Source organism: Natrialba magadii ATCC 43099 (assembly GCF_000025625.1).
In the GTDB taxonomy this organism is placed as follows: Archaea; Halobacteriota; Halobacteria; order Halobacteriales; family Natrialbaceae; genus Natrialba; species Natrialba magadii.
Genome location: NC_013922.1, coordinates 1,188,304 through 1,204,882, shown reverse-complemented (window position 1 = coordinate 1,204,882; position 16,579 = coordinate 1,188,304). Strand labels below are relative to the sequence as shown.

Genomic DNA, 16,579 nt, shown 5'->3' with positions numbered 1-16,579 from the left:
TCCTACGTATTCGATTGTTTGCCCTATAGATCAGTATATTCTCGAAAGTCTATCCGCGTCTCGTTTACGGACAGCAACGTATTGTGTCCCGAACCGCGACTCGTTCGTTCGCGTTGCGCTCGAAAAAGTCAGTCCGATCGTGAGACGTTCTGACCTAGTTTCGAGACTCACCAACGCATGTCGAACAACGTGTGTCGAAAAAGTGCCCCGTCCGTCAGCGACGCAGAATCAACTTCAACACGTCCTCGTCCTCGAGTACGTGCTCCTCACCGACCTGCTGTTCGTCGTGTGTCGCACTTGGTCCGCTGACCCGGGCGAATCGGAACCGTTCTTCCATCTCTCCGCCGAGTTTTGTGATCGCCTCGCCCACGGTGGAGCCGCGTTCGATGACGAGCGGTTCGTCCCAGTCGACGCCGCGACCGGGTTTGTCCATATAGACGCGGATGAGGTCGAGATTGTTCCAGATGCGGTCTTTGAGCGCCTCGAGTCCTTTCTCCATTTCGGCGCTGATGAACGTCACCTCCTCAGGGTCGAGGTCGCGCTCGCGAAGTTGTTCGTCGACCGTTTCCTTGTAGTCGGGTTCGATGAGGTCGACCTTGTTGACACAGGTGATCGACGGGATGTACTCACGGTTGTCCATCAACCCGTCGATCAGACGGTCGATCGTGACGTTCTCCTGAAGATTCAGGTCGGCGTTGACGTAGCCCTGATCGCGGAGCACGTCCGAAATCGTCTCTTCGTCGAGGTCCTGCTCGGTACTGGAAGTGATCTTGATTCCGTCTTTGATCTTCGGGCGAACCGTCACGCCGGGTGGCTCCTCGTCGACGCGGATGTTGATGTCGTACAGTTCCTCTTGCAAGCGGTCGTACTGCTCGATTTCGAACACCGACAGTACGTACACGATCAGGTCCGCGTTTCGCACGACCGCGAGCACCTGCTTGCCGTCGCCACGCCCCGTCGCTGCGCCTTCGATCAGCCCGGGCACGTCCAGCATCTGGATGTTCGCCCCGCGGTGACTGAGCATGCCGGGGTTCACGTCGAGCGTCGTGAACTCGTAGGAGCCCGTCTCACTCTCCGCGTTGGTCATCGAGTTCAACAGCGACGACTTCCCGACGCTCGGAAAGCCGACCAGCGCGATCGTGGCGTCGCCGTGTTTCTCCACGGAGTAGCCACCGCCACCGCCCGAGCCGGACTGTTGTTTCTCGAACTTCTCTTTTTTCTCGGCGAGCTTGGACTTCAGTCGACCGATATGGGCCTCGGTCGACTTGTTGTAGGGCGTGTTGGCGATTTCGTCCTCGATCTCCTGGATGTCCTCCTCGAGCCCCATTTGTCTATACCCAGCCGGTCGTCCCGAAAAACCCTTTCCATGCGAGGGAACGGCGAGTCGTGTTCGAGTCCCCGCTCCTGTTCATTGTTCCCGGTCCTATTACCAATACAAACTGAATTCCGACACAGATAAACGGGACCAGGCAAAACCGCAGCCTAAGCAGATGTCAGACCCGACACGGCTGCGTGACAGTACGCAAATCGTCCTCCCGGCCGAGGCTGTCGAGAGTCTCGAGCCACAGCTCACCGAGGAGTTTACCATCACGGTGTTCCCGGAGGGCGAGAACTACTGTCGGATCATCGGCAGTCCAGTCGAGATCAAGGCCGTGGGCGAGTTCCTGGCTCGACGCGGCGTGAGTGTCCCGTAGGCTGTATTCGCAGTGTCAGCTGTTCGACGCTGGCCCCGCATCTCTTTCTCACCCTGCACGCTCGCATCATTCGCCGCCCCGTACGCCACGAATCTCCCGTCTGAGCGATGCAAGCATAATCCCCAGCAGAAGCCCGATACCGAATCCCGGAAGAAAGTTCTCAGTCCCGCTCACCGCTGCGAGTCCAGCGCCACCGACCAGCGGCGGAACGAGCAGCGCTGCCAGCATCTCGAACGCGAACACACCCGGCGGCTTCGGGTCCGCACTCGTCGATAGTCCCATATCGGCTGCACGACGGCGGGAACAAAGAATCTCCGGTCACGTTCCGGCGACTCCACTCCAACGCGCCCTTAGCGCTCCGGATGCACCGGCCCGTCGAACCCACCCCGAACCAGCGGTTTCGCGATATGTCTCCGCGCACACGGCGGCACCTCGTACCAGCCCAACTCGAGTCCCCGCTCGATCTCAGTGCGTTCCTTCCCGGGTGCGTCGGTTCCACAATCTCGACAGCGATAGCCCTGATCGCGGCCCGCGCTCTCCATCGTTCGCTCGCAGTCGGGACAGACCGGTGTCACGAGGTCGGTGGTGTCGAGGTCGCGGATGGCGACCTTCTCGAGTTTGAGCGTGCCGCCGGCGAGTTCCCCACAGACGGTGAGGCGGTCGCCGGGTCGCAGTGCGCGAACGTGGTCGCGAAAGCGTTTGGTGGGTTCGAAGGCGGCACAGGAGAGAGTGGACGGTGAGCTAGCGGTGCTGTCCGCATCGTCGACTGCCACACCCTTCGGCTCAACGTCGACGAAGACGTGGCCGCCGCGTCGCGTCTCCGGCTCAGCAACGACTCGTGCGTCGAGTCGGTAGGCGCGGCCGTCCTGCAGGGTGGTCGTGGTCGCTGCACCGGTATCCGCCTCAGTGATCCCTGAGCCACTGTCAGCACCCACAGTCACAGTTACATCCCGCAAATGCACGTCCGTCCCCTGGTTCGTCACGAACAGGTGACTCGAGTACACCGGCTCGCTGTCGATCTGTTCGGCGACGCGGTGGACGGCCTCGGGGTAGTCGCCACGGATCCCGTGAAGGATCGGCCCCGGTGTGTGGGGGACGCAGACGGGTTCGTTCTCTCCGCGGTCGACGGTGTCCCACACGTCGGGATAGCCGGCTGCTGCGGCCGCGAAGACGCTGTTGTGGTCGACCTCGCGCGGCGTTCCCCACCGTTCGGGTTCGCGGTAGGAGATCTGTTCGTAGGTCCAGTCCGAGAGCGCGCGCCAAGCGCCGATTGCAGCCAGCGCGCCGATTCGCCCGCGGCCGTTTCCCGCGTGCCAGGACTGGTAGTCGTGGTCGGTGATCAGCGTCTCGGCCGCAGCGCGCGAGAGGTGATCTCTGATTGCGCGCGTGGAAAAGCGGGCGAGTGACGCCGGAATCGCGTCCTCGCCAGCGTCGGGATCGACGTCCGCGACGACCAGTCCCGGGTTGGTCCGTTCGTCGCGCGTTTCCGCGAGGGACTCGAGTACTCCCTGTGAAATTTCGAACGCGCGAGCAGGATCGCAGTCGGTGTGGATCGCGAGCGCGGCGTTGCCGCGCGTTTTGTATTCAACTGCGGGGTTGAGCCGGACGAGGAGGGTGCGAGCGACCGCGGCGCCAGCCTCACGACGCAGTTGCTTTGCAACCTGTGCGGCGGCGTAGGTCGTACACATACCGTGTTCACGGGAATCTGTGTCGTCGAGCCCGACGATCGTCATCAGCGAGTCTTATGACGGGCGTGAGTAACGCCTTTCGGTGTGCCAACTGTTCCAGTGAACTGCGGCGACTGGAGCAGCAGAATCAGCAGCCGATGCGAGACGAACAATTATACATGAGCACTGTCGACCCTACATAAGAATACTGCTGATACACCCTCCAATCGCGACCCCGCAGGTAGCCATCGCGGGGAAACGCTCTTGTAGGAGGAATAGCTTACAATACCCTATGTCCCGCTCCGCACTGGTCGGCAACGTGACCGCGATGTTAGAGGACGCGGGATTCGTCGTCAGTGACCGGTGTGCAATCCGCCCGAAGAGTTTCGATATCGCCGCGCGTCGTGGCGAGGACCTGTTGCTCGTCAAGATTCTCGGCAATATCGATGCGTTCAACGAAGCGACCGGCCACGAGATGCGTCGTCTCGGAACCTATCTCCAGGCGACGCCGCTCGTGCTCGGTCTGCGCAGTCGTGACGAGGATCTCAAGCCAGACGTCGTCTACTTCCGCCACGGCGTTCCGGTCCTGAGTCCCGACACCGCGTACAACTTGTTCATCGAGGACGTGCCGCCGCTGATCTACGCCGCACCCGGCGGCCTCTACGTCAACATCGACGGCGATCTTCTCGCCGACGAACGCGAGGGCCGCGACTGGAGTCTCGGCCAACTCGCAACCGAACTCGGCGTCTCCCGGCGCACCGTTTCGAAGTACGAAGACGGGATGAACGCCTCCGTCGAAGTCGCAATGGCACTTGAGGATCTCTTCAACGCGCCGCTGACGAGCCCCGTCGACGTGCTCGAGGGTGCAGACGACGTCCACGAGACCGATGATACGCCGGACGACCCCGAGGCCGATCCGGACGACAAACAGGTCGTCGCCGTTCTCACACGAGCCGGCTACAGCGTTCACCCGACGATCCGCTCGCCGTTCAAGGCCGTCAGCAAGGACGAAGACGACAGCGAAGTCGTCCTCACCGGCCACTCGAAGTTCACCAAGGCCGCAGAGAAGCGCGCCCGCATCATGAGTTCGATCGGGCACGTCACCCGCACGCGATCGGTGTACGTCGTCGACCGCGCCAAGCAGGAGTCCGTCGACGGCACGGCGCTCGTCGAACGCGAGGAACTCGAGAACCTTCGCGATACAGACGAACTTCGAGACGTGATTCGCGAGCGCGCAGAGCACGAGGAAGCAGCCTAGCCGGTCGATTTATTTTGGTTTCGCGGACAGGTAAGGTGTGACGAGCGAGAGTGAGTGTGAGCGTGAGCGTGAGCGTGAGCGCGAGTGTGAGCGTGAGCGCCAGTGTCAGTACGAATTCGATCCCGATGGATGGGAACGAACGGCCGAAACCGGAAACACACTGGATACAAGCGAGTTGAACGCCGACGGAACGTGGCGATGCCATCGGTCCGCCGACGGGAACGATGGATACTGTCGCTTTCACACCCCGCTTGCAGAACGGGACTGGGACCCCAGCGAAACGGGTGACGCGCTCCGAGACGCAGTCTGTAGTAACCCGGACGGAAACGATAACGATAGCGATAGTGATAGTGATAGTGATAGTGATAGAGATAGCGACAGCGACGGCAAGCGAGACCGTCGTCGGAGCAAACAGTTCATCGGAGCGATATTCGTTTCGCTCGACCTTCGCCACGAAACACTGGCTACTCGAGATAACTACCCAATCGATCTCCGTCACGCGACTATCGAACAGGGGGTCGATCTGCGCAAGGCGACAGTCGAGAACCCGCTCCAGTTCGATGGTGCGATCTGCAACGGTGATTTTGAGTGTTCGACTATCCGTGCACAACAGTCAGTCTCAGTTGCAGACGCTCACATCGACGGCGATCTACGTGCAGGTGACGCACGGTTCGACGATCGCGTCTCGATATCGAATACCGTGGTTACGGGCGACCTCTCGCTACCCGATGCGACGTTCGGCGGTCGTGCCGTCTGCCGCGGAGTGGAAACTGGTCGCGGGATCGATGCGCCTGGTGCCAGATTTGGGGACGACGCACTCTTCGACAGGGCGACAGCAATCGAGGAGTCGTCGTTCAGCAACGCCTCGTTTCAGGGCGAAGCGTTCTTTTCCGGTGCTACCTTCGCCGGTGGACTCAACTGGTGGAACGTAACTGTCGCTGGGCCGACCCGTTTCGGCGGTGCGACGATTCGACAGGAGGCAATGTTCCAGGACGGGACCTTCGAGGATGTCGTCCGACTCACCAACGTCACCGTTCCATCTCGAGCCGTCTTCGCACAGGCGACGTTTGCCGACCGACTATTGCTCACGGGACTCGAGTGCGATGCCGATTCCTGTCTGGTTGATCTGTCCGGCGCAGTGCTCTCTGGTGGACGACTAGAAACGGTTGCGTCACTCACGTACGATCTTTCGGGTGCCGAAGTTGGACCGATCGAGTGGGGAACGAAAAGCGACAGTGAGACCGACGGAGCCACTGGTACGGAGGGCAACACCGACACTGAAAACCGGACGGAAACGGTTCCGCTGTCGCTCTCCCAGTTCATCATCGAAAACACGCACTTCGACGGGTTCGACTTCCGGGATCGGACCGTGCGGAGTGCACTCGAGTCCAGTGGGTGGCGACTCCACGAGGGGAACCATGGAAGCGAGGGTGCAGGCGACGGAGACAGAGACAGAGACAGAGACAGAGACAGAGACGAGCGACAATGGTCGCCAGAAACACTCGAGAGCACGTACCTCAAGGCAAAACACGGTGCAAAAGCCGTCGGCGATAGCAAGGCTGCCGGCGAGTTCTTCCGCCACGAGATGCGCTACCGGCGAGATGGACACGCAAAACGCGCACGAGAGGCGGGTTGGTCACGGTCGAGAATCGTCGATAGCGGTAAGTGGGTCGCAAATGCGATCTTCGGTGCTGTCGCCGGTCACGGCGAACGACCGGGTCGGGTCGTCCTGACTGCTGCTGGAATCGTCGCTGGGTTTGCGCTCTTGTACGCGGCGCTTTGGCCGGGCTCACCGCCATATGGAGGTTCCGTCGGCTACCTGATGTTTAGTCTCGAATCGTTCGTAACGCTCGTACTGGGCGGCTCCGTACCGGTCGAGCGCACCGCCGTTCGACTGGCAGCACAAGTGCAGGCGTTCGTTGGGGCCTTTCTCATCGCGCTATTCGTGTTTACGCTTACGCGGTCGATTCAACGGTAGCGTCAGGTCGACGACGGGCCATCGATAGCGATTCGTTCCACCTGACAGGTCTTTCAGGCTCCGTACATTTCCTCGAGATAGGCAACGATATCATCGCTTTCGTGCATTCCCTCGACATCGGTTGCTTCATCAGTGATAACTGGGACGCCAGTCTGCCCACTCACTGCTTCGACCTCCGTTCGTTTCGCGTGGTCTCGTTCGACGTTGATTACATCATACTCGAGTTCGAGTTCGTCGAGTTTCGATTGGACCTTGACGCAGAATGGACAGCCGGGAAGATTGTACAGTGTGATGTCAGCCATACGAAGGGCTAACGGATGGAGGTGTATGAGGACACCGGTAGCGGTATCGATCGGTTGGCGGTGCGGTGTAGTAAACGGTGACAAATGGAGTGACAAAACACCGGGGACGGTGCCCCGCGTCAGCCGTCAGCCGTCAGCCGTCTGCCGTCAGCCGTCAGAACGCCAGCATGCCAGCATCCGTCGCGAAGTAGGCAATATAGTAGATGATGAACGCAACGACGAGCGCCCACTGACCGAGCGAGACGTCAGCGCGCTCGCCCACCGCCGCCTTGATAAGCGGGTAGCTCATGATCCCCGCGGCCAGGCCGTTCGCAATCGAGGCCGTCAGCGGCATGATCGTAATCGTAAGTCCACTCGAGATCAGCCAGGCAGGGTCGTTCCAGTCGATGTCAGCAACGCCCTGGAGCATGATGATACCGACCACGACCAGCGCGATGTAGGTCGCGTACTGCGGAATCGCACCCATCAGCGGGACGAACAGCAGCGAGAGCGTGAAGAGACCGGCGACCACCAGCGCGGTGAAGCCGGTTCGACCGCCCTCCTCGAGTCCGGCCGAGGATTCGATGAACGTCGTCACGGTCGAGGTCCCGATCATTGCACCGACGGTTGTGCCGACTGCGTCGGCCATCAGCGGGCGCTCCATCTCGGGCAGGTTCCCGTCCTCGTTGAGGAAGCCACCGATCTGGGAGACGCCGATAAGCGTGCCGGCGGTGTCGAAGAAGTCGACGAAGAAGAACGTGAAGACGACGAGCGCGAAGACGAGTGGCTCCTCAGTGATCATCCCCAGTCCGTCCACGAAGCCGTAGATGAGTGGCGTAAAGTCGTACTGAACGCTCGTGATCATGTCGATGATGCCGCTCAGCCCCTCGTTCGTGATCTGGTTGTACTCGTCTTCGGGCGCGAGTTCACCCGGTGCGACAAAGCCGAGGAGGGTGAGCAGCCAGCCGCTGATCGCGGTGAAGAGAATGCCGAGAACGATCCCACCACGCACACCGCGAGCGTAGAGGACGAACGTCAGTACCAATCCGACGAGCGAAAGTGCGGCAACGGGACTCGTCGCGACGTTGCCGAGATAGACCAGCGTTGCATCGTCGGCGACGACCAGTTCGATCTCTTGCAGACCGAGGAAGAGCAAGAAAACACCGATACCGGCCCCAACGGCGAACTTGACTGGTTCCGGGAATAGTTCGATGATGTAGCGACGCGCACCGACTGCAGTCAGTGCGATGAAGATGATTCCTTCGACGAACACGGCGGCGAGAGCGACTTCCCAGGGGACGCCGAGTCCGATGACGACGGTGAACGCGAAGAAGGCGTTTAACCCCATTCCGGGTGCGAGTCCGAACGGACGGTCCGCCCAGAACGCCATCACGATTGTCGCGACGATCGATGCGAGAATCGTCGCAACGGCGATCATCTGAAATGTTTGTGTGTCGGTGTAGCCGTCGATCTGGATTGCACTACTCAGAATCGTCGGGTTGACGATGATGATGTACGACATCGCCAGGAACGTCGTCAGTCCCGCGACCGCCTCGGTCGACAGGCTTGTGTCGTACTCATCGAATCCAAAGTAGTCCGCGATCGTTTCGGTAACCCCCATGTTGGATGGTCAAGCATATCCACAGCGCTTAGTTAAAAGTTCTTGTCTCAGTTTCGGAAATCCGTTCCACATATGTGCATACATTCGAATACCGTGGCAGAGAGGTTGGTGTGGTGATTGACACGATTGGAGTAGCAGTTCACAACCCGTGATGGGACGAACGTATTTCATCTCGGAGCATGTACTGTGTTATCATGAAGTTCGTCATCGTTGGGTACGGTCGCGTGGGCTCTCGAACCAGTCGGATCCTCAGCGAGGAAGGACACGACGTGGTCGTCGTCGACAACGACCCCGACCGGATCGATCGGGCGAGCGGCGACGGCTTCGAAACCGTCCAGGGCGACGGCGCAGACGAAGCCGTCCTCGTCGACGCCGACATCGAAACAGCAGACGCAATCGGCGCGTTCACTCCCGACCTCAACGCCAACTTCGCCGCCTGTATGGTCGGTAACCACCACGACTGCCGGACCGCTTTGCGAATCGACGAGGACTATCGCGAGGAAATCTATACCAGATACGCCGACGAAGTCGACGAGATCATCTACCCCGAACGCCTCGGCGCGGCCGGTGCGAAAACCGCCATGCTCGGTGGCGACTTCAACGCCGTCACCGATCTCGCAACGAATCTCCAGCTCACCGTTCTCGAAATCCCCGACGGCTCGACCGCAGTCGGAAAGCGCATGAGTGAGCTCGAGTTACCCGAGTCGGCGCGGATCTATGCTCACGGGCGAGCCCGCGAGTCGTTGACGATTCCGCTGCCGGGGACGGAACTCGAGGCGGGTGACGAGGTGGCGGTGGTGACGGAGACGAGTAGTGCAGACGAGGTGCGGACGGCGTTGCAGTAGTGGTGGCCGAGGAACAGATCTGCTGTAAGAGGTACGGACCAGTCGGGTACTCGAGTGCACCTAACGAACCAACGAACAACCGTCAGTCTGCAGTGTCGTCGGGGCGGAAAACGAGGATATTTTGGTGGACCATCGAGGGGACGAACGAGAACGGATAGCCGTAGACGTGGAGGTCTTTCGTCGGGTCGTACCAGACCAGGTTTGCCGCGAGGGTTAGGGGAGCGGTCGATTCAATCGCTCGTGCAAGGTCGGCCGAGAGGAACTTGTAGGACTGGTCGCGGTACATGTCGCCGATGAAGACGACGACGTGGCCGTCGGGGGCGACGGCGTCAGTGAAGCGGTCGAATTTGGTGGCCATGTCGGCGAGCCAGTCGTCTTTTGTTGCGGTTTCGGCCGTGTCTCCAACAGGCTCCGTTGCGTCTCCGGTGGTCTCTGTGCCATCTTCTTTCTCAGCCCCGTCATCTCCCGTTTCGTCCACGTCGAACGACCCCAACTTGCTCTCTCGGGCCTCGTGGACGTTGCGCGTCTGCTCGAGTTCGTCCATGTGCCAGTAGGGGACGTCAGTGAGGAGCAGATCCACGCTGTCGTCGTCAACCTCCTCGATCAGGTCCGCACAGTCGCCGTGGCGCATGTCCTGTGCGGCGAGTTCGGGTTCCCCGCGGTCGCGACGCTCCGCGTTCTCGCACTCGAGTACCTCGGCGTAGATTTCGGTCCAGCGCTCGGTCCGCTCGAAGCCGATGGCCTCGCGGAGACCGGTCCCCTCGTGTTCGCAGAAGCTCGCACCGAGGAGGGTGCCGCCGACGCCGGCGAACGGGTCCAGGACGGTATCGCCGGCCTTGCTGAACCGGCCGATGAGTTCCGCACAGAGTCGGGGCGGTTTCTGGCCACCGTGTTCGCTTCGCAGGTCGTGCTGGACATCCGGCGGGTAGCGCTCCGCAATGACCGACTTGGTCGCGTACTTCCACTCTTTGCCGGTGAGGTCGTTGACCCGATTTCGGTCGTCGTAGATGCCTCGCCCCGCAATATAGTGCTGATGATCAGCAAGGTCGTCGGTGTCGATGACCTCGCCGTCCTCGACCGGCAGCGACTCGTCACGAGCGCGTTCGGCGTCGAACGTGCCGTCGTCGTCGGTCAAGAGTCGGCTCTGTCGGTGTTTCCCCGTCCCGTCGCCCTCATCTGCCATTGTATCCCGGAGTGAACGCCCAGTCCACTTAAATTCCGAACACTGGGCTTTCGATTGCAGCCACCAGTCATAGCTGTCGACGTATCGTCTACAGAGCCATGACTGGACCGATCGATACGCGCGCACTCGGACTCGCGTCCGGTATTTTCTGGGCACTGCTCATCGCCGTCCTCGAACTGACAGCCGGCACCGGATATGGCGAGCGGTGGCGGTTGCTCTTCGAGGATATCTACCCGGGATACGACCGAACACCTGGCGACCTTCTCTGGGGGACGACACTGGCGTTTGTGGATGGATTCAGTGCCGGAGTCTCGTTTGGCTGGCTGTACAATCGTCTCGCGGAGTAACTCACTCGTCTCCGTGTAGTGTTGGTAGTTGGCAATACCCATTGCAGGACAGGATGATCGTTCTATAGTAACAACTGCAACTATAGACATCCAGATACAGTGTTCTCGAGCGGGTAGCACGCACTTGGTAGCCGCTTGGCACGCTGGCTGCATGCTTTAGGTTTCAAAGCGCTACGAAGGGGTATGAACATGCTCGTCGACGGCGAGTGGCGGACAGACGCACACGAACTGACGGCTGGCGACGGCTCGTTCGAGCGTCAAGCGACGACGTTCCGTAACTGGGTGCAGGACGATTCTGACGCCCGATTCCAGCCCGAAGCGGGCCGCTACCACCTCTACGTCTCCTACGCGTGTCCGTGGGCACACCGGACGCTCGTGACGCGGACGCTGAAGGGACTCGAGGACGCCATCTCAGTTTCGGTCGTCGACCCCTACCGGGCCGAGGACGGCTGGCAGTTTACACCCGAGAAGGAAGGCTGTACGCACGACCACGTTCACGACGTCGATTATTTGCGCGAACTGTACGTTCGGGCGGCTCCGGACGTAACCTGCCGTGTGACGGTGCCGGTTCTCTGGGACACCGAGGAAGATACCATCGTCAACAACGAATCGGAAGAGATCATGCGGATGTTCGACACCGAGTTCGACGAGTTCGCGGACCACACCGTCGACCTCTATCCAGAAGGATATCAGGAGAAAGTCGACCAAATCATCGACAACATCTACGAGCCGATCAACAACGGCGTCTACCGCGCCGGCTTCGCGACCGAACAGGAGCCGTACGACGAGGCGGTCGCCGAACTCTTCGGTGCCCTCGCCCACTGGGACGACGTGCTTGCAGACCAGCGCTATCTCGCCGGTGACCGGCTAACCGAGGCCGATATCGCCATGTTCACGACGCTGGTTCGATTCGACAACGTCTATCACACCCACTTCATGTGTAACGTCCAGTACATCCGCGAGTTCGACAATCTGTGGCCCTACCTTCGGGACCTCTATCAGACGCACGGTATTGCCGAAACGGTGGAAATGGACCACATCACGGAACACTACTACACGACCCACCCGGATGTGAATCCACACCGAATCGTCGCCCGCGGGCCCGACCTCGACTTCGAGGCACCACACAGCCGGGACGAGCTGGCCGGTGAGCCGCCGGCTGCGCTCGTCTCGTCTGCAGGTCGGTGAGAGAGTCAGTCCGTCGCGATCAGGCGCCGTTCGGCGAGTTGGGCTCCCGGTCTCGTTCTCGATTCGCCGTCTCGGTTCGCCAGCGTTCGTAACTCGATTCCGGCGGATCCTCGGCGACGAAGGCACGCCAGAGGAGCCACACGACCGCGATGACTGGCAGTGCCGGTAAGAGCAACAGGGCAATTGCCACCGCCATCACGTAGCCGAACGCCGACATCTGTCGATTCGGCATGTAGCCCGTCGACTCGGAGACTTTCGTGGACATGCGATATCGTACGAACGTTCCGATATTCGGTCTTTCGATCCCAGCGACGGCTCGACGAACTCCTGAATCGTGCCCTGACACTGTCTGTTGCCGCTCTCCAGGTAATCACACCGACGTGGCGATGATCACTGGACAGACACCGACTGGCCTCGCCGTCGCTGCCAGTATCGGCCAGCACGAACGAGCGCCTCGGCCAGTACGACTCCCGCGAGGACCACACCACAGACCAACGTGAACGCCACGATGACGATCACGCCGCTTCCCTCGCCGGCACCGGCCCACCGAAGGTACGTCGCCAACACGGCGAGAAACAGCGTCAGCGTTCCCAGTAAGACGGTGATCGGCGTCACACCACGCATCTCAGCCGTTTGCAGGCGATGCAACACCACGAGACCAAGCGACCCAGCGGCGACGAGTTCGGGCGAAACGGGAACAGAAACGGGGAGCGGGACAGGAACAGAGCCACCGCTCAGCCACACCGGATACGGCCGCGGAATATCGGTGAACACCACGGCTGCAACGGCAAGTACGAGCACGGCGAGTCCATAATCTACGAGTCGCGCCGCAGATCCATCTGTCTCCCCCATCCGTATCGACTCTGATCTTTCACGTATTCCTATAAAAACGTGCGTGTGATATCCCGTCCGCACAGAATCCGACACCCCGCAACCCACAACCCACAGCCCACAACCACAGTCTGGGAACGAGGACTACTCGAGTACCCGCGCCGAATCGTCCTGTGGCTGGTACTCGAGTGCAAGCATGGTTTCGGTGAGCGAGAGGAATCGTTCGGAGTTGTTCGAGATGCCGTGGGCGGTAACCGGTGTGTTCGGGAGCGAACTCGTCACGGCAGCCTTCATGAGTCGTTGGCAGTCATCGGGGCTGAGCCACATCGCGCGGGCGTAGCGTTCGCCGGGACCGTCGCGGTCGGCAATCTCGTCTGCCAGTTCTTCACGTGAGAGAAGCCAGCCGATTCGGAGATTGATCACGTCCAGGCCGTGTCGGTTGGCATAGTAGGACCCCATCGCCTCGCCGAAGACCTTGGTGACGCCATAGTACGTGTCTGGGTCCATCGGATCGTCCGGTTGGACGGCGGTCGGCGTGCCAATAGTCGACTCCGGGCGGGTGGGTGAGACGGTGTTATCCATGTTGACCGCGTGGTTCGAACTCGCAAAGACGACGCGCTGGAGGTCGTGTTCGACTGCGGCCGCGTAGACGTTGTAGACACCTTCGATATTCGGTTCTTGCACTGCATCCCACTCGGCGCGCGGATCGGGGTTGGCTGCGAGGTGAACGACGATATCCTGTCCGTCGAGTGCGTCCATGACCTCCTCGCGATTGCCGATTTCGATTGGGGTCGCCTCGAGGTCGTCGGGTTCACTGTGCGAGAAGAGCGTGAGTGTTTCCTCGCGGTTCGCGAACGCCTCGATAGTCTCCCCGCCGACCCGGCCGGTTGCTCCAGTGATCGCAACGTTCGTCATACCGGGAGGACATCGACCGCGGGGAAATAGGTCGGGCCAGCGCGTTCCGGTGATCAACACTCGAGAACTGATCGAGGACTCACCCAACCGCTACGCCCATACAGATGCGTCACGTTAGCGCTACTCATGAGACAGATCGAGGTCTTCGAAGAGATCGACGCTCCTCCCGACGTCGTCTGGGACGTCCTACTCGAGTTCGAGCGCTATCCGGAGTGGAATCCGTTCGTGCAGTCGATCGAGGGCACACCGGCGGCGGGCGAGCAGTTGACGGTACGTATTCAGCCGCCTGGCGGCCGCGGACTGACGTTCAAACCGGAGGTCGTCGCGGTCGAGGACCAGCGGCGACTCGCCTGGTTCGGGCGGCTGGTCGTCCCCTTCGCGTTCGATGGCTACCACGAGTTCCGACTGGAGCCGGTCGACGGGGGCGAACGAACGCGATTCCTGCATCGGGAGACGTTTCGTGGTGCACTCGTTCCGCTGCTCGCCAATCAGGCCCAACTCGAGCGCGGCTTTCAGTCGATGAACGAGGCCATCAAGGAGCGTGCCGAGGCGCGCGTTGCGGCGTCGAGTTGAGCCGTTAGTGGAGTGGAAGCGCTCGAAGTGACTCGATCTCGAACGTCGGCCGAGCGGGACCGTCGAAGGTGTAGCCCTCGCGATGCTCGCGCCGGATGAACGCCACGTCGATGTCGAGAGCAGCCGCGGCCGCGACGTCGGCGTAGCTGTCGCCCACGTAGAGTGGCTCCGTCGCCCCTAACTCGTCGATTGCCTGCTCGAGATAGTACGGCCGCGGTTTCTTGCGGTTGATTCCCTCGATCGTCGGCTCTCGCCCGTACCAGACCTCGAACGGCGGGAGATCGAGGTGTTCCAGGATGTTTCCGATCGTCTCGTGCTGGTTGTTGCTCACGATCGCGGTTGGCTGGGACAGCGAGTCGAGTACGGCCGTGTCGTCGTAGAGTTGTTTGCGACCGGCAGTGAGTTCTGCGCGCTGGGCGGCGATGGCGGCCTCCTCGCGGGCGGTCCAGAGCGTCTGGGGTTCGACACCGTGCTCGACTGCGGTGGTCCGAAGCGAGTCGACATCTGGACTGAGGAGCGTCTCGATGGCTGCCTGTGGAGGGTTCGAGACGCCGACGGTCGCGAACGCCTCGGTCATGGCCTCGAGGAGGACGTCTCGGTCCGTCGGGGTGGTCAGCACGCCGTCGTTGTCGAAGAGGATTGCGTCGTACGAGCCGTCCATATCCATTCGTGTTCAGTTCGACGGAGGGGCGCGAGCCAGTTCGGTGTTTCGCCGGGTTCGGATTCGAAGGTGTGCTTGGTGGACGAGTCTGCTCGTTGAACAGATGCGCCTCACGACTGGAGGAGCGACTATAGTAGCCACTGCAAGTCAATACACACCTGATCGCCAGCCTGCTCGGCGATCAGTGTGTAAATAGTTGCAGTTGTTACTATAACTGCTGATCGAATCATGCTCCGAGTAACCGCCACCTGCTATAGTAGCCACTGCAAGTCAATGCACACCTGATCACCAGACAGTTCGGCGATCAGTGTGTGAATAGTTGCAGTTGTTACTATAGTGACGGTGCCTTCGCGTGCCGGAGCCATTCTTTTTCCCGGGACGGGCGGAGCGGTGTGTATGCGAGAGACGACTGCCTCGAGTAACTCGACGGTACAGGGTTCGTGCCCGTACTGTTCGGCCGAAAACGACTTTTTCTACACGTTCTGTCGGAACTGTTTGCAGGAACTGCCGAGTAACGCGCGGCGTCACTCACCACACTGACGACAGTCAGTTTGTCCTCACTGGAACCGTTCGTCGGTCGGCCGGGTTTCCGTCCTGAGGTTCAAATACCGAAGGGGAACCAGAGTCGACAATGTCGATTCCGATTCCAATGTCGATTCCGATTCCAATGTTGATGCCGATGCCGATGTCGGTGACGATGCCGATGTCGGTGCTGACACCGTGTGCCCGTCTCAGCAACGTCCCACGCTGGAGACACCGACACACACCGAAAGCAGACCACACCAGCGGCCGTGACGGAACCTCGGAAATCACACGCGACGAGATGGAGGGGACGCGTGGGACATAGAGCACTCGTCGGCTACCGCCGCCCAGACGGGCTCTACGACCTTCGATACAGCCACTGGGGCGGCACCGATCCCTCACTCGCAGCCGAGATCAGCGACGACACCCCGCTCGCCGACGGCGCAGTCTCTGCGAGCCTGCTCACCGATTCGATCGCACGCGACCGCATCCTCACCGACTACCTCGATCCGTGTGTCCACGAGATGCTGTTTCTCGTCGCACCCAGTGCCGGCTACGAGGTCACACCCTACCACGTCTGCTGGCTCGAGTGGGGTGACGGCCACGAGGACGGCCGGGGCGCACTCATCGGAACGGAACAGACGGACGAGCCCGTCAGAACGTGGTTTCGCGCGACCAAAACGACCCTCTCTGACGTGATCGAAATGGGCGTCCTCTCACAGCGAGCCGCGCAGGCGTATCTCGAAGCGCGCGTCTGCGAGGAGTACGCCGGCGTCGTCTACACCTACACGGGGACTGGTTCCGGTTCGGCGGAAACAGATCTATCCGGAGCCGCCAGTGAATCGCCGGTCCAGCCGACTTCACTTCCGGAGGGAGATCGATTACCTCCGGATCTCCACGAGTGGGTCGATGGGACGCCACCCAACGACTCCACCTCACCGCACGATAAGCGAGACGATGAGCGAGATTCCGACTGGACGTGATCATCGCCGTCACTTGCTCATCGCCGTCACTT

General features: G+C 60.8%; 19 protein-coding genes. 9 read left to right on the top strand and 10 right to left on the bottom strand.

Going from position 1 to position 16,579, the window contains the following annotated elements:
• Positions 1-214 precede the first annotated feature (214 nt).
• Entirely contained in the window at positions 215-1,327 is a 1,113-nt protein-coding gene (locus NMAG_RS05660) for an OBG GTPase family GTP-binding protein (protein ID WP_004217063.1), read from the bottom strand.
• A 163-nt stretch (positions 1,328-1,490) separates the two neighbouring features.
• Between NMAG_RS05660 and NMAG_RS05655 the strand changes: the two genes are divergently transcribed.
• A complete protein-coding gene (locus NMAG_RS05655) occupies positions 1,491-1,694 on the top strand; it encodes a VNG_1110C family protein (protein ID WP_004217062.1) in 204 nt (67 codons plus the stop codon).
• A 66-nt stretch (positions 1,695-1,760) separates the two neighbouring features.
• Here NMAG_RS05655 and NMAG_RS05650 read toward each other — a convergent pair whose 3' ends face one another.
• Positions 1,761-1,976, bottom strand: a complete 216-nt coding sequence (locus NMAG_RS05650; protein WP_004217061.1) for a hypothetical protein — start codon at positions 1,974-1,976, stop codon at positions 1,761-1,763.
• A 68-nt stretch (positions 1,977-2,044) separates the two neighbouring features.
• Positions 2,045-3,427: a tRNA(Ile)(2)-agmatinylcytidine synthase gene (locus NMAG_RS05645; RefSeq protein WP_004217060.1), complete on the bottom strand. Its 1,383-nt coding sequence runs from the start codon at positions 3,425-3,427 to the stop codon at positions 2,045-2,047.
• A gap of 226 nt (positions 3,428-3,653) precedes the next feature.
• Between NMAG_RS05645 and NMAG_RS05640 the strand changes: the two genes are divergently transcribed.
• Complete coding sequence (locus NMAG_RS05640; RefSeq protein ID WP_004217059.1) at positions 3,654-4,619, top strand: transcriptional regulator; 966 nt, start codon at positions 3,654-3,656, stop codon at positions 4,617-4,619.
• Positions 4,620-4,656: 37 nt separating this feature from the next.
• Positions 4,657-6,597: a pentapeptide repeat-containing protein gene (locus NMAG_RS05635; RefSeq protein WP_004217058.1), complete on the top strand. Its 1,941-nt coding sequence runs from the start codon at positions 4,657-4,659 to the stop codon at positions 6,595-6,597.
• A gap of 53 nt (positions 6,598-6,650) precedes the next feature.
• Here the strand turns inward: NMAG_RS05635 and NMAG_RS05630 are convergent, their stop codons facing one another.
• The gene (locus NMAG_RS05630) at positions 6,651-6,899 is read right to left on the bottom strand and encodes a glutaredoxin family protein (RefSeq protein ID WP_004217057.1); all 249 of its coding nucleotides are present in this window, start codon (positions 6,897-6,899) and stop codon (positions 6,651-6,653) included.
• Between the two features lie 154 nt (positions 6,900-7,053).
• Complete coding sequence (locus NMAG_RS05625) at positions 7,054-8,499, bottom strand: NCS2 family permease (protein ID WP_004217056.1); 1,446 nt, start codon at positions 8,497-8,499, stop codon at positions 7,054-7,056.
• A 194-nt stretch (positions 8,500-8,693) separates the two neighbouring features.
• On the opposite strand from NMAG_RS05625, the gene NMAG_RS05620 reads away from it, so the two are divergent.
• Positions 8,694-9,344: a potassium channel family protein gene (locus NMAG_RS05620; RefSeq protein WP_191219371.1), complete on the top strand. Its 651-nt coding sequence runs from the start codon at positions 8,694-8,696 to the stop codon at positions 9,342-9,344.
• Between the two features lie 82 nt (positions 9,345-9,426).
• On the opposite strand, the gene NMAG_RS05615 is transcribed toward NMAG_RS05620, so the two are convergent.
• Complete coding sequence (locus NMAG_RS05615; RefSeq protein ID WP_004217053.1) at positions 9,427-10,527, bottom strand: DNA methyltransferase; 1,101 nt, start codon at positions 10,525-10,527, stop codon at positions 9,427-9,429.
• Positions 10,528-10,625: 98 nt separating this feature from the next.
• Here NMAG_RS05615 and NMAG_RS05610 point away from each other — a divergent pair, with 98 nt between their 5' ends.
• Complete coding sequence (locus NMAG_RS05610) at positions 10,626-10,874, top strand: bacteriophage holin (RefSeq protein ID WP_004217052.1); 249 nt, start codon at positions 10,626-10,628, stop codon at positions 10,872-10,874.
• A 183-nt stretch (positions 10,875-11,057) separates the two neighbouring features.
• Positions 11,058-12,062, top strand: a complete 1,005-nt coding sequence (locus NMAG_RS05605; protein ID WP_004217051.1) for a glutathione S-transferase family protein — start codon at positions 11,058-11,060, stop codon at positions 12,060-12,062.
• Positions 12,063-12,081: 19 nt separating this feature from the next.
• On the opposite strand, the gene NMAG_RS05600 is transcribed toward NMAG_RS05605, so the two are convergent.
• The 3 genes from NMAG_RS05600 to NMAG_RS05590 all read right to left on the bottom strand — a co-directional run bounded on the left by NMAG_RS05600 (position 12,082) and on the right by NMAG_RS05590 (position 13,808).
• Positions 12,082-12,327, bottom strand: a complete 246-nt coding sequence (locus NMAG_RS05600) for a DUF7535 family protein (protein WP_004217050.1) — start codon at positions 12,325-12,327, stop codon at positions 12,082-12,084.
• A 125-nt stretch (positions 12,328-12,452) separates the two neighbouring features.
• The gene (locus NMAG_RS05595; protein ID WP_004217049.1) at positions 12,453-12,914 is read right to left on the bottom strand and encodes a hypothetical protein; all 462 of its coding nucleotides are present in this window, start codon (positions 12,912-12,914) and stop codon (positions 12,453-12,455) included.
• A 123-nt stretch (positions 12,915-13,037) separates the two neighbouring features.
• Positions 13,038-13,808, bottom strand: coding sequence for an NAD-dependent epimerase/dehydratase family protein (locus tag NMAG_RS05590; protein WP_004217048.1), 771 nt, complete (start codon positions 13,806-13,808; stop codon positions 13,038-13,040).
• 126 nt (positions 13,809-13,934) lie between these two features.
• Here NMAG_RS05590 and NMAG_RS05585 point away from each other — a divergent pair, with 126 nt between their 5' ends.
• On the top strand, positions 13,935-14,381 hold the full coding sequence (locus NMAG_RS05585) for an SRPBCC domain-containing protein (protein ID WP_004217047.1): 447 nt from the start codon (positions 13,935-13,937) through the stop codon (positions 14,379-14,381).
• A gap of 4 nt (positions 14,382-14,385) precedes the next feature.
• Here the strand turns inward: NMAG_RS05585 and NMAG_RS05580 are convergent, their stop codons facing one another.
• Positions 14,386-15,048: an HAD family hydrolase gene (locus NMAG_RS05580; protein ID WP_012996474.1), complete on the bottom strand. Its 663-nt coding sequence runs from the start codon at positions 15,046-15,048 to the stop codon at positions 14,386-14,388.
• Between the two features lie 390 nt (positions 15,049-15,438).
• Here NMAG_RS05580 and NMAG_RS22825 point away from each other — a divergent pair, with 390 nt between their 5' ends.
• A complete protein-coding gene (locus NMAG_RS22825) occupies positions 15,439-15,582 on the top strand; it encodes a DUF7577 domain-containing protein (protein WP_449289181.1) in 144 nt (47 codons plus the stop codon).
• Between the two features lie 296 nt (positions 15,583-15,878).
• Complete coding sequence (locus NMAG_RS05570; RefSeq protein WP_004217042.1) at positions 15,879-16,547, top strand: DUF6735 family protein; 669 nt, start codon at positions 15,879-15,881, stop codon at positions 16,545-16,547.
• Positions 16,548-16,579 lie beyond the last annotated feature (32 nt).

Excerpts from the sequence above, each read along its gene's own strand:
- NMAG_RS05660 (WP_004217063.1), bottom strand. The coding sequence starts at position 1,327 with ATGGGGCTCGAGGAGGACATCCAGGAGATCGAGGACGAAATCGCCAAC.
- NMAG_RS05585 (WP_004217047.1), top strand. The coding sequence starts at position 13,935 with ATGAGACAGATCGAGGTCTTCGAAGAGATCGACGCTCCTCCCGACGTC.
- NMAG_RS05650 (WP_004217061.1), bottom strand. The coding sequence starts at position 1,976 with ATGGGACTATCGACGAGTGCGGACCCGAAGCCGCCGGGTGTGTTCGCG.
- NMAG_RS05595 (WP_004217049.1), bottom strand. The coding sequence starts at position 12,914 with ATGGGGGAGACAGATGGATCTGCGGCGCGACTCGTAGATTATGGACTC.
- NMAG_RS05630 (WP_004217057.1), bottom strand. The coding sequence starts at position 6,899 with ATGGCTGACATCACACTGTACAATCTTCCCGGCTGTCCATTCTGCGTC.
- NMAG_RS22825 (WP_449289181.1), top strand. The coding sequence starts at position 15,439 with ATGCGAGAGACGACTGCCTCGAGTAACTCGACGGTACAGGGTTCGTGC.
- NMAG_RS05600 (WP_004217050.1), bottom strand. The coding sequence starts at position 12,327 with ATGTCCACGAAAGTCTCCGAGTCGACGGGCTACATGCCGAATCGACAG.
- NMAG_RS05655 (WP_004217062.1), top strand. The coding sequence starts at position 1,491 with ATGTCAGACCCGACACGGCTGCGTGACAGTACGCAAATCGTCCTCCCG.
- NMAG_RS05620 (WP_191219371.1), top strand. The coding sequence starts at position 8,694 with ATGAAGTTCGTCATCGTTGGGTACGGTCGCGTGGGCTCTCGAACCAGT.
- NMAG_RS05625 (WP_004217056.1), bottom strand. The coding sequence starts at position 8,499 with ATGGGGGTTACCGAAACGATCGCGGACTACTTTGGATTCGATGAGTAC.
- NMAG_RS05615 (WP_004217053.1), bottom strand. The coding sequence starts at position 10,527 with ATGGCAGATGAGGGCGACGGGACGGGGAAACACCGACAGAGCCGACTC.
- NMAG_RS05610 (WP_004217052.1), top strand. The coding sequence starts at position 10,626 with ATGACTGGACCGATCGATACGCGCGCACTCGGACTCGCGTCCGGTATT.
- NMAG_RS05640 (WP_004217059.1), top strand. The coding sequence starts at position 3,654 with ATGTCCCGCTCCGCACTGGTCGGCAACGTGACCGCGATGTTAGAGGAC.
- NMAG_RS05580 (WP_012996474.1), bottom strand. The coding sequence starts at position 15,048 with ATGGATATGGACGGCTCGTACGACGCAATCCTCTTCGACAACGACGGC.
- NMAG_RS05645 (WP_004217060.1), bottom strand. The coding sequence starts at position 3,427 with ATGACGATCGTCGGGCTCGACGACACAGATTCCCGTGAACACGGTATG.
- NMAG_RS05590 (WP_004217048.1), bottom strand. The coding sequence starts at position 13,808 with ATGACGAACGTTGCGATCACTGGAGCAACCGGCCGGGTCGGCGGGGAG.
- NMAG_RS05605 (WP_004217051.1), top strand. The coding sequence starts at position 11,058 with ATGAACATGCTCGTCGACGGCGAGTGGCGGACAGACGCACACGAACTG.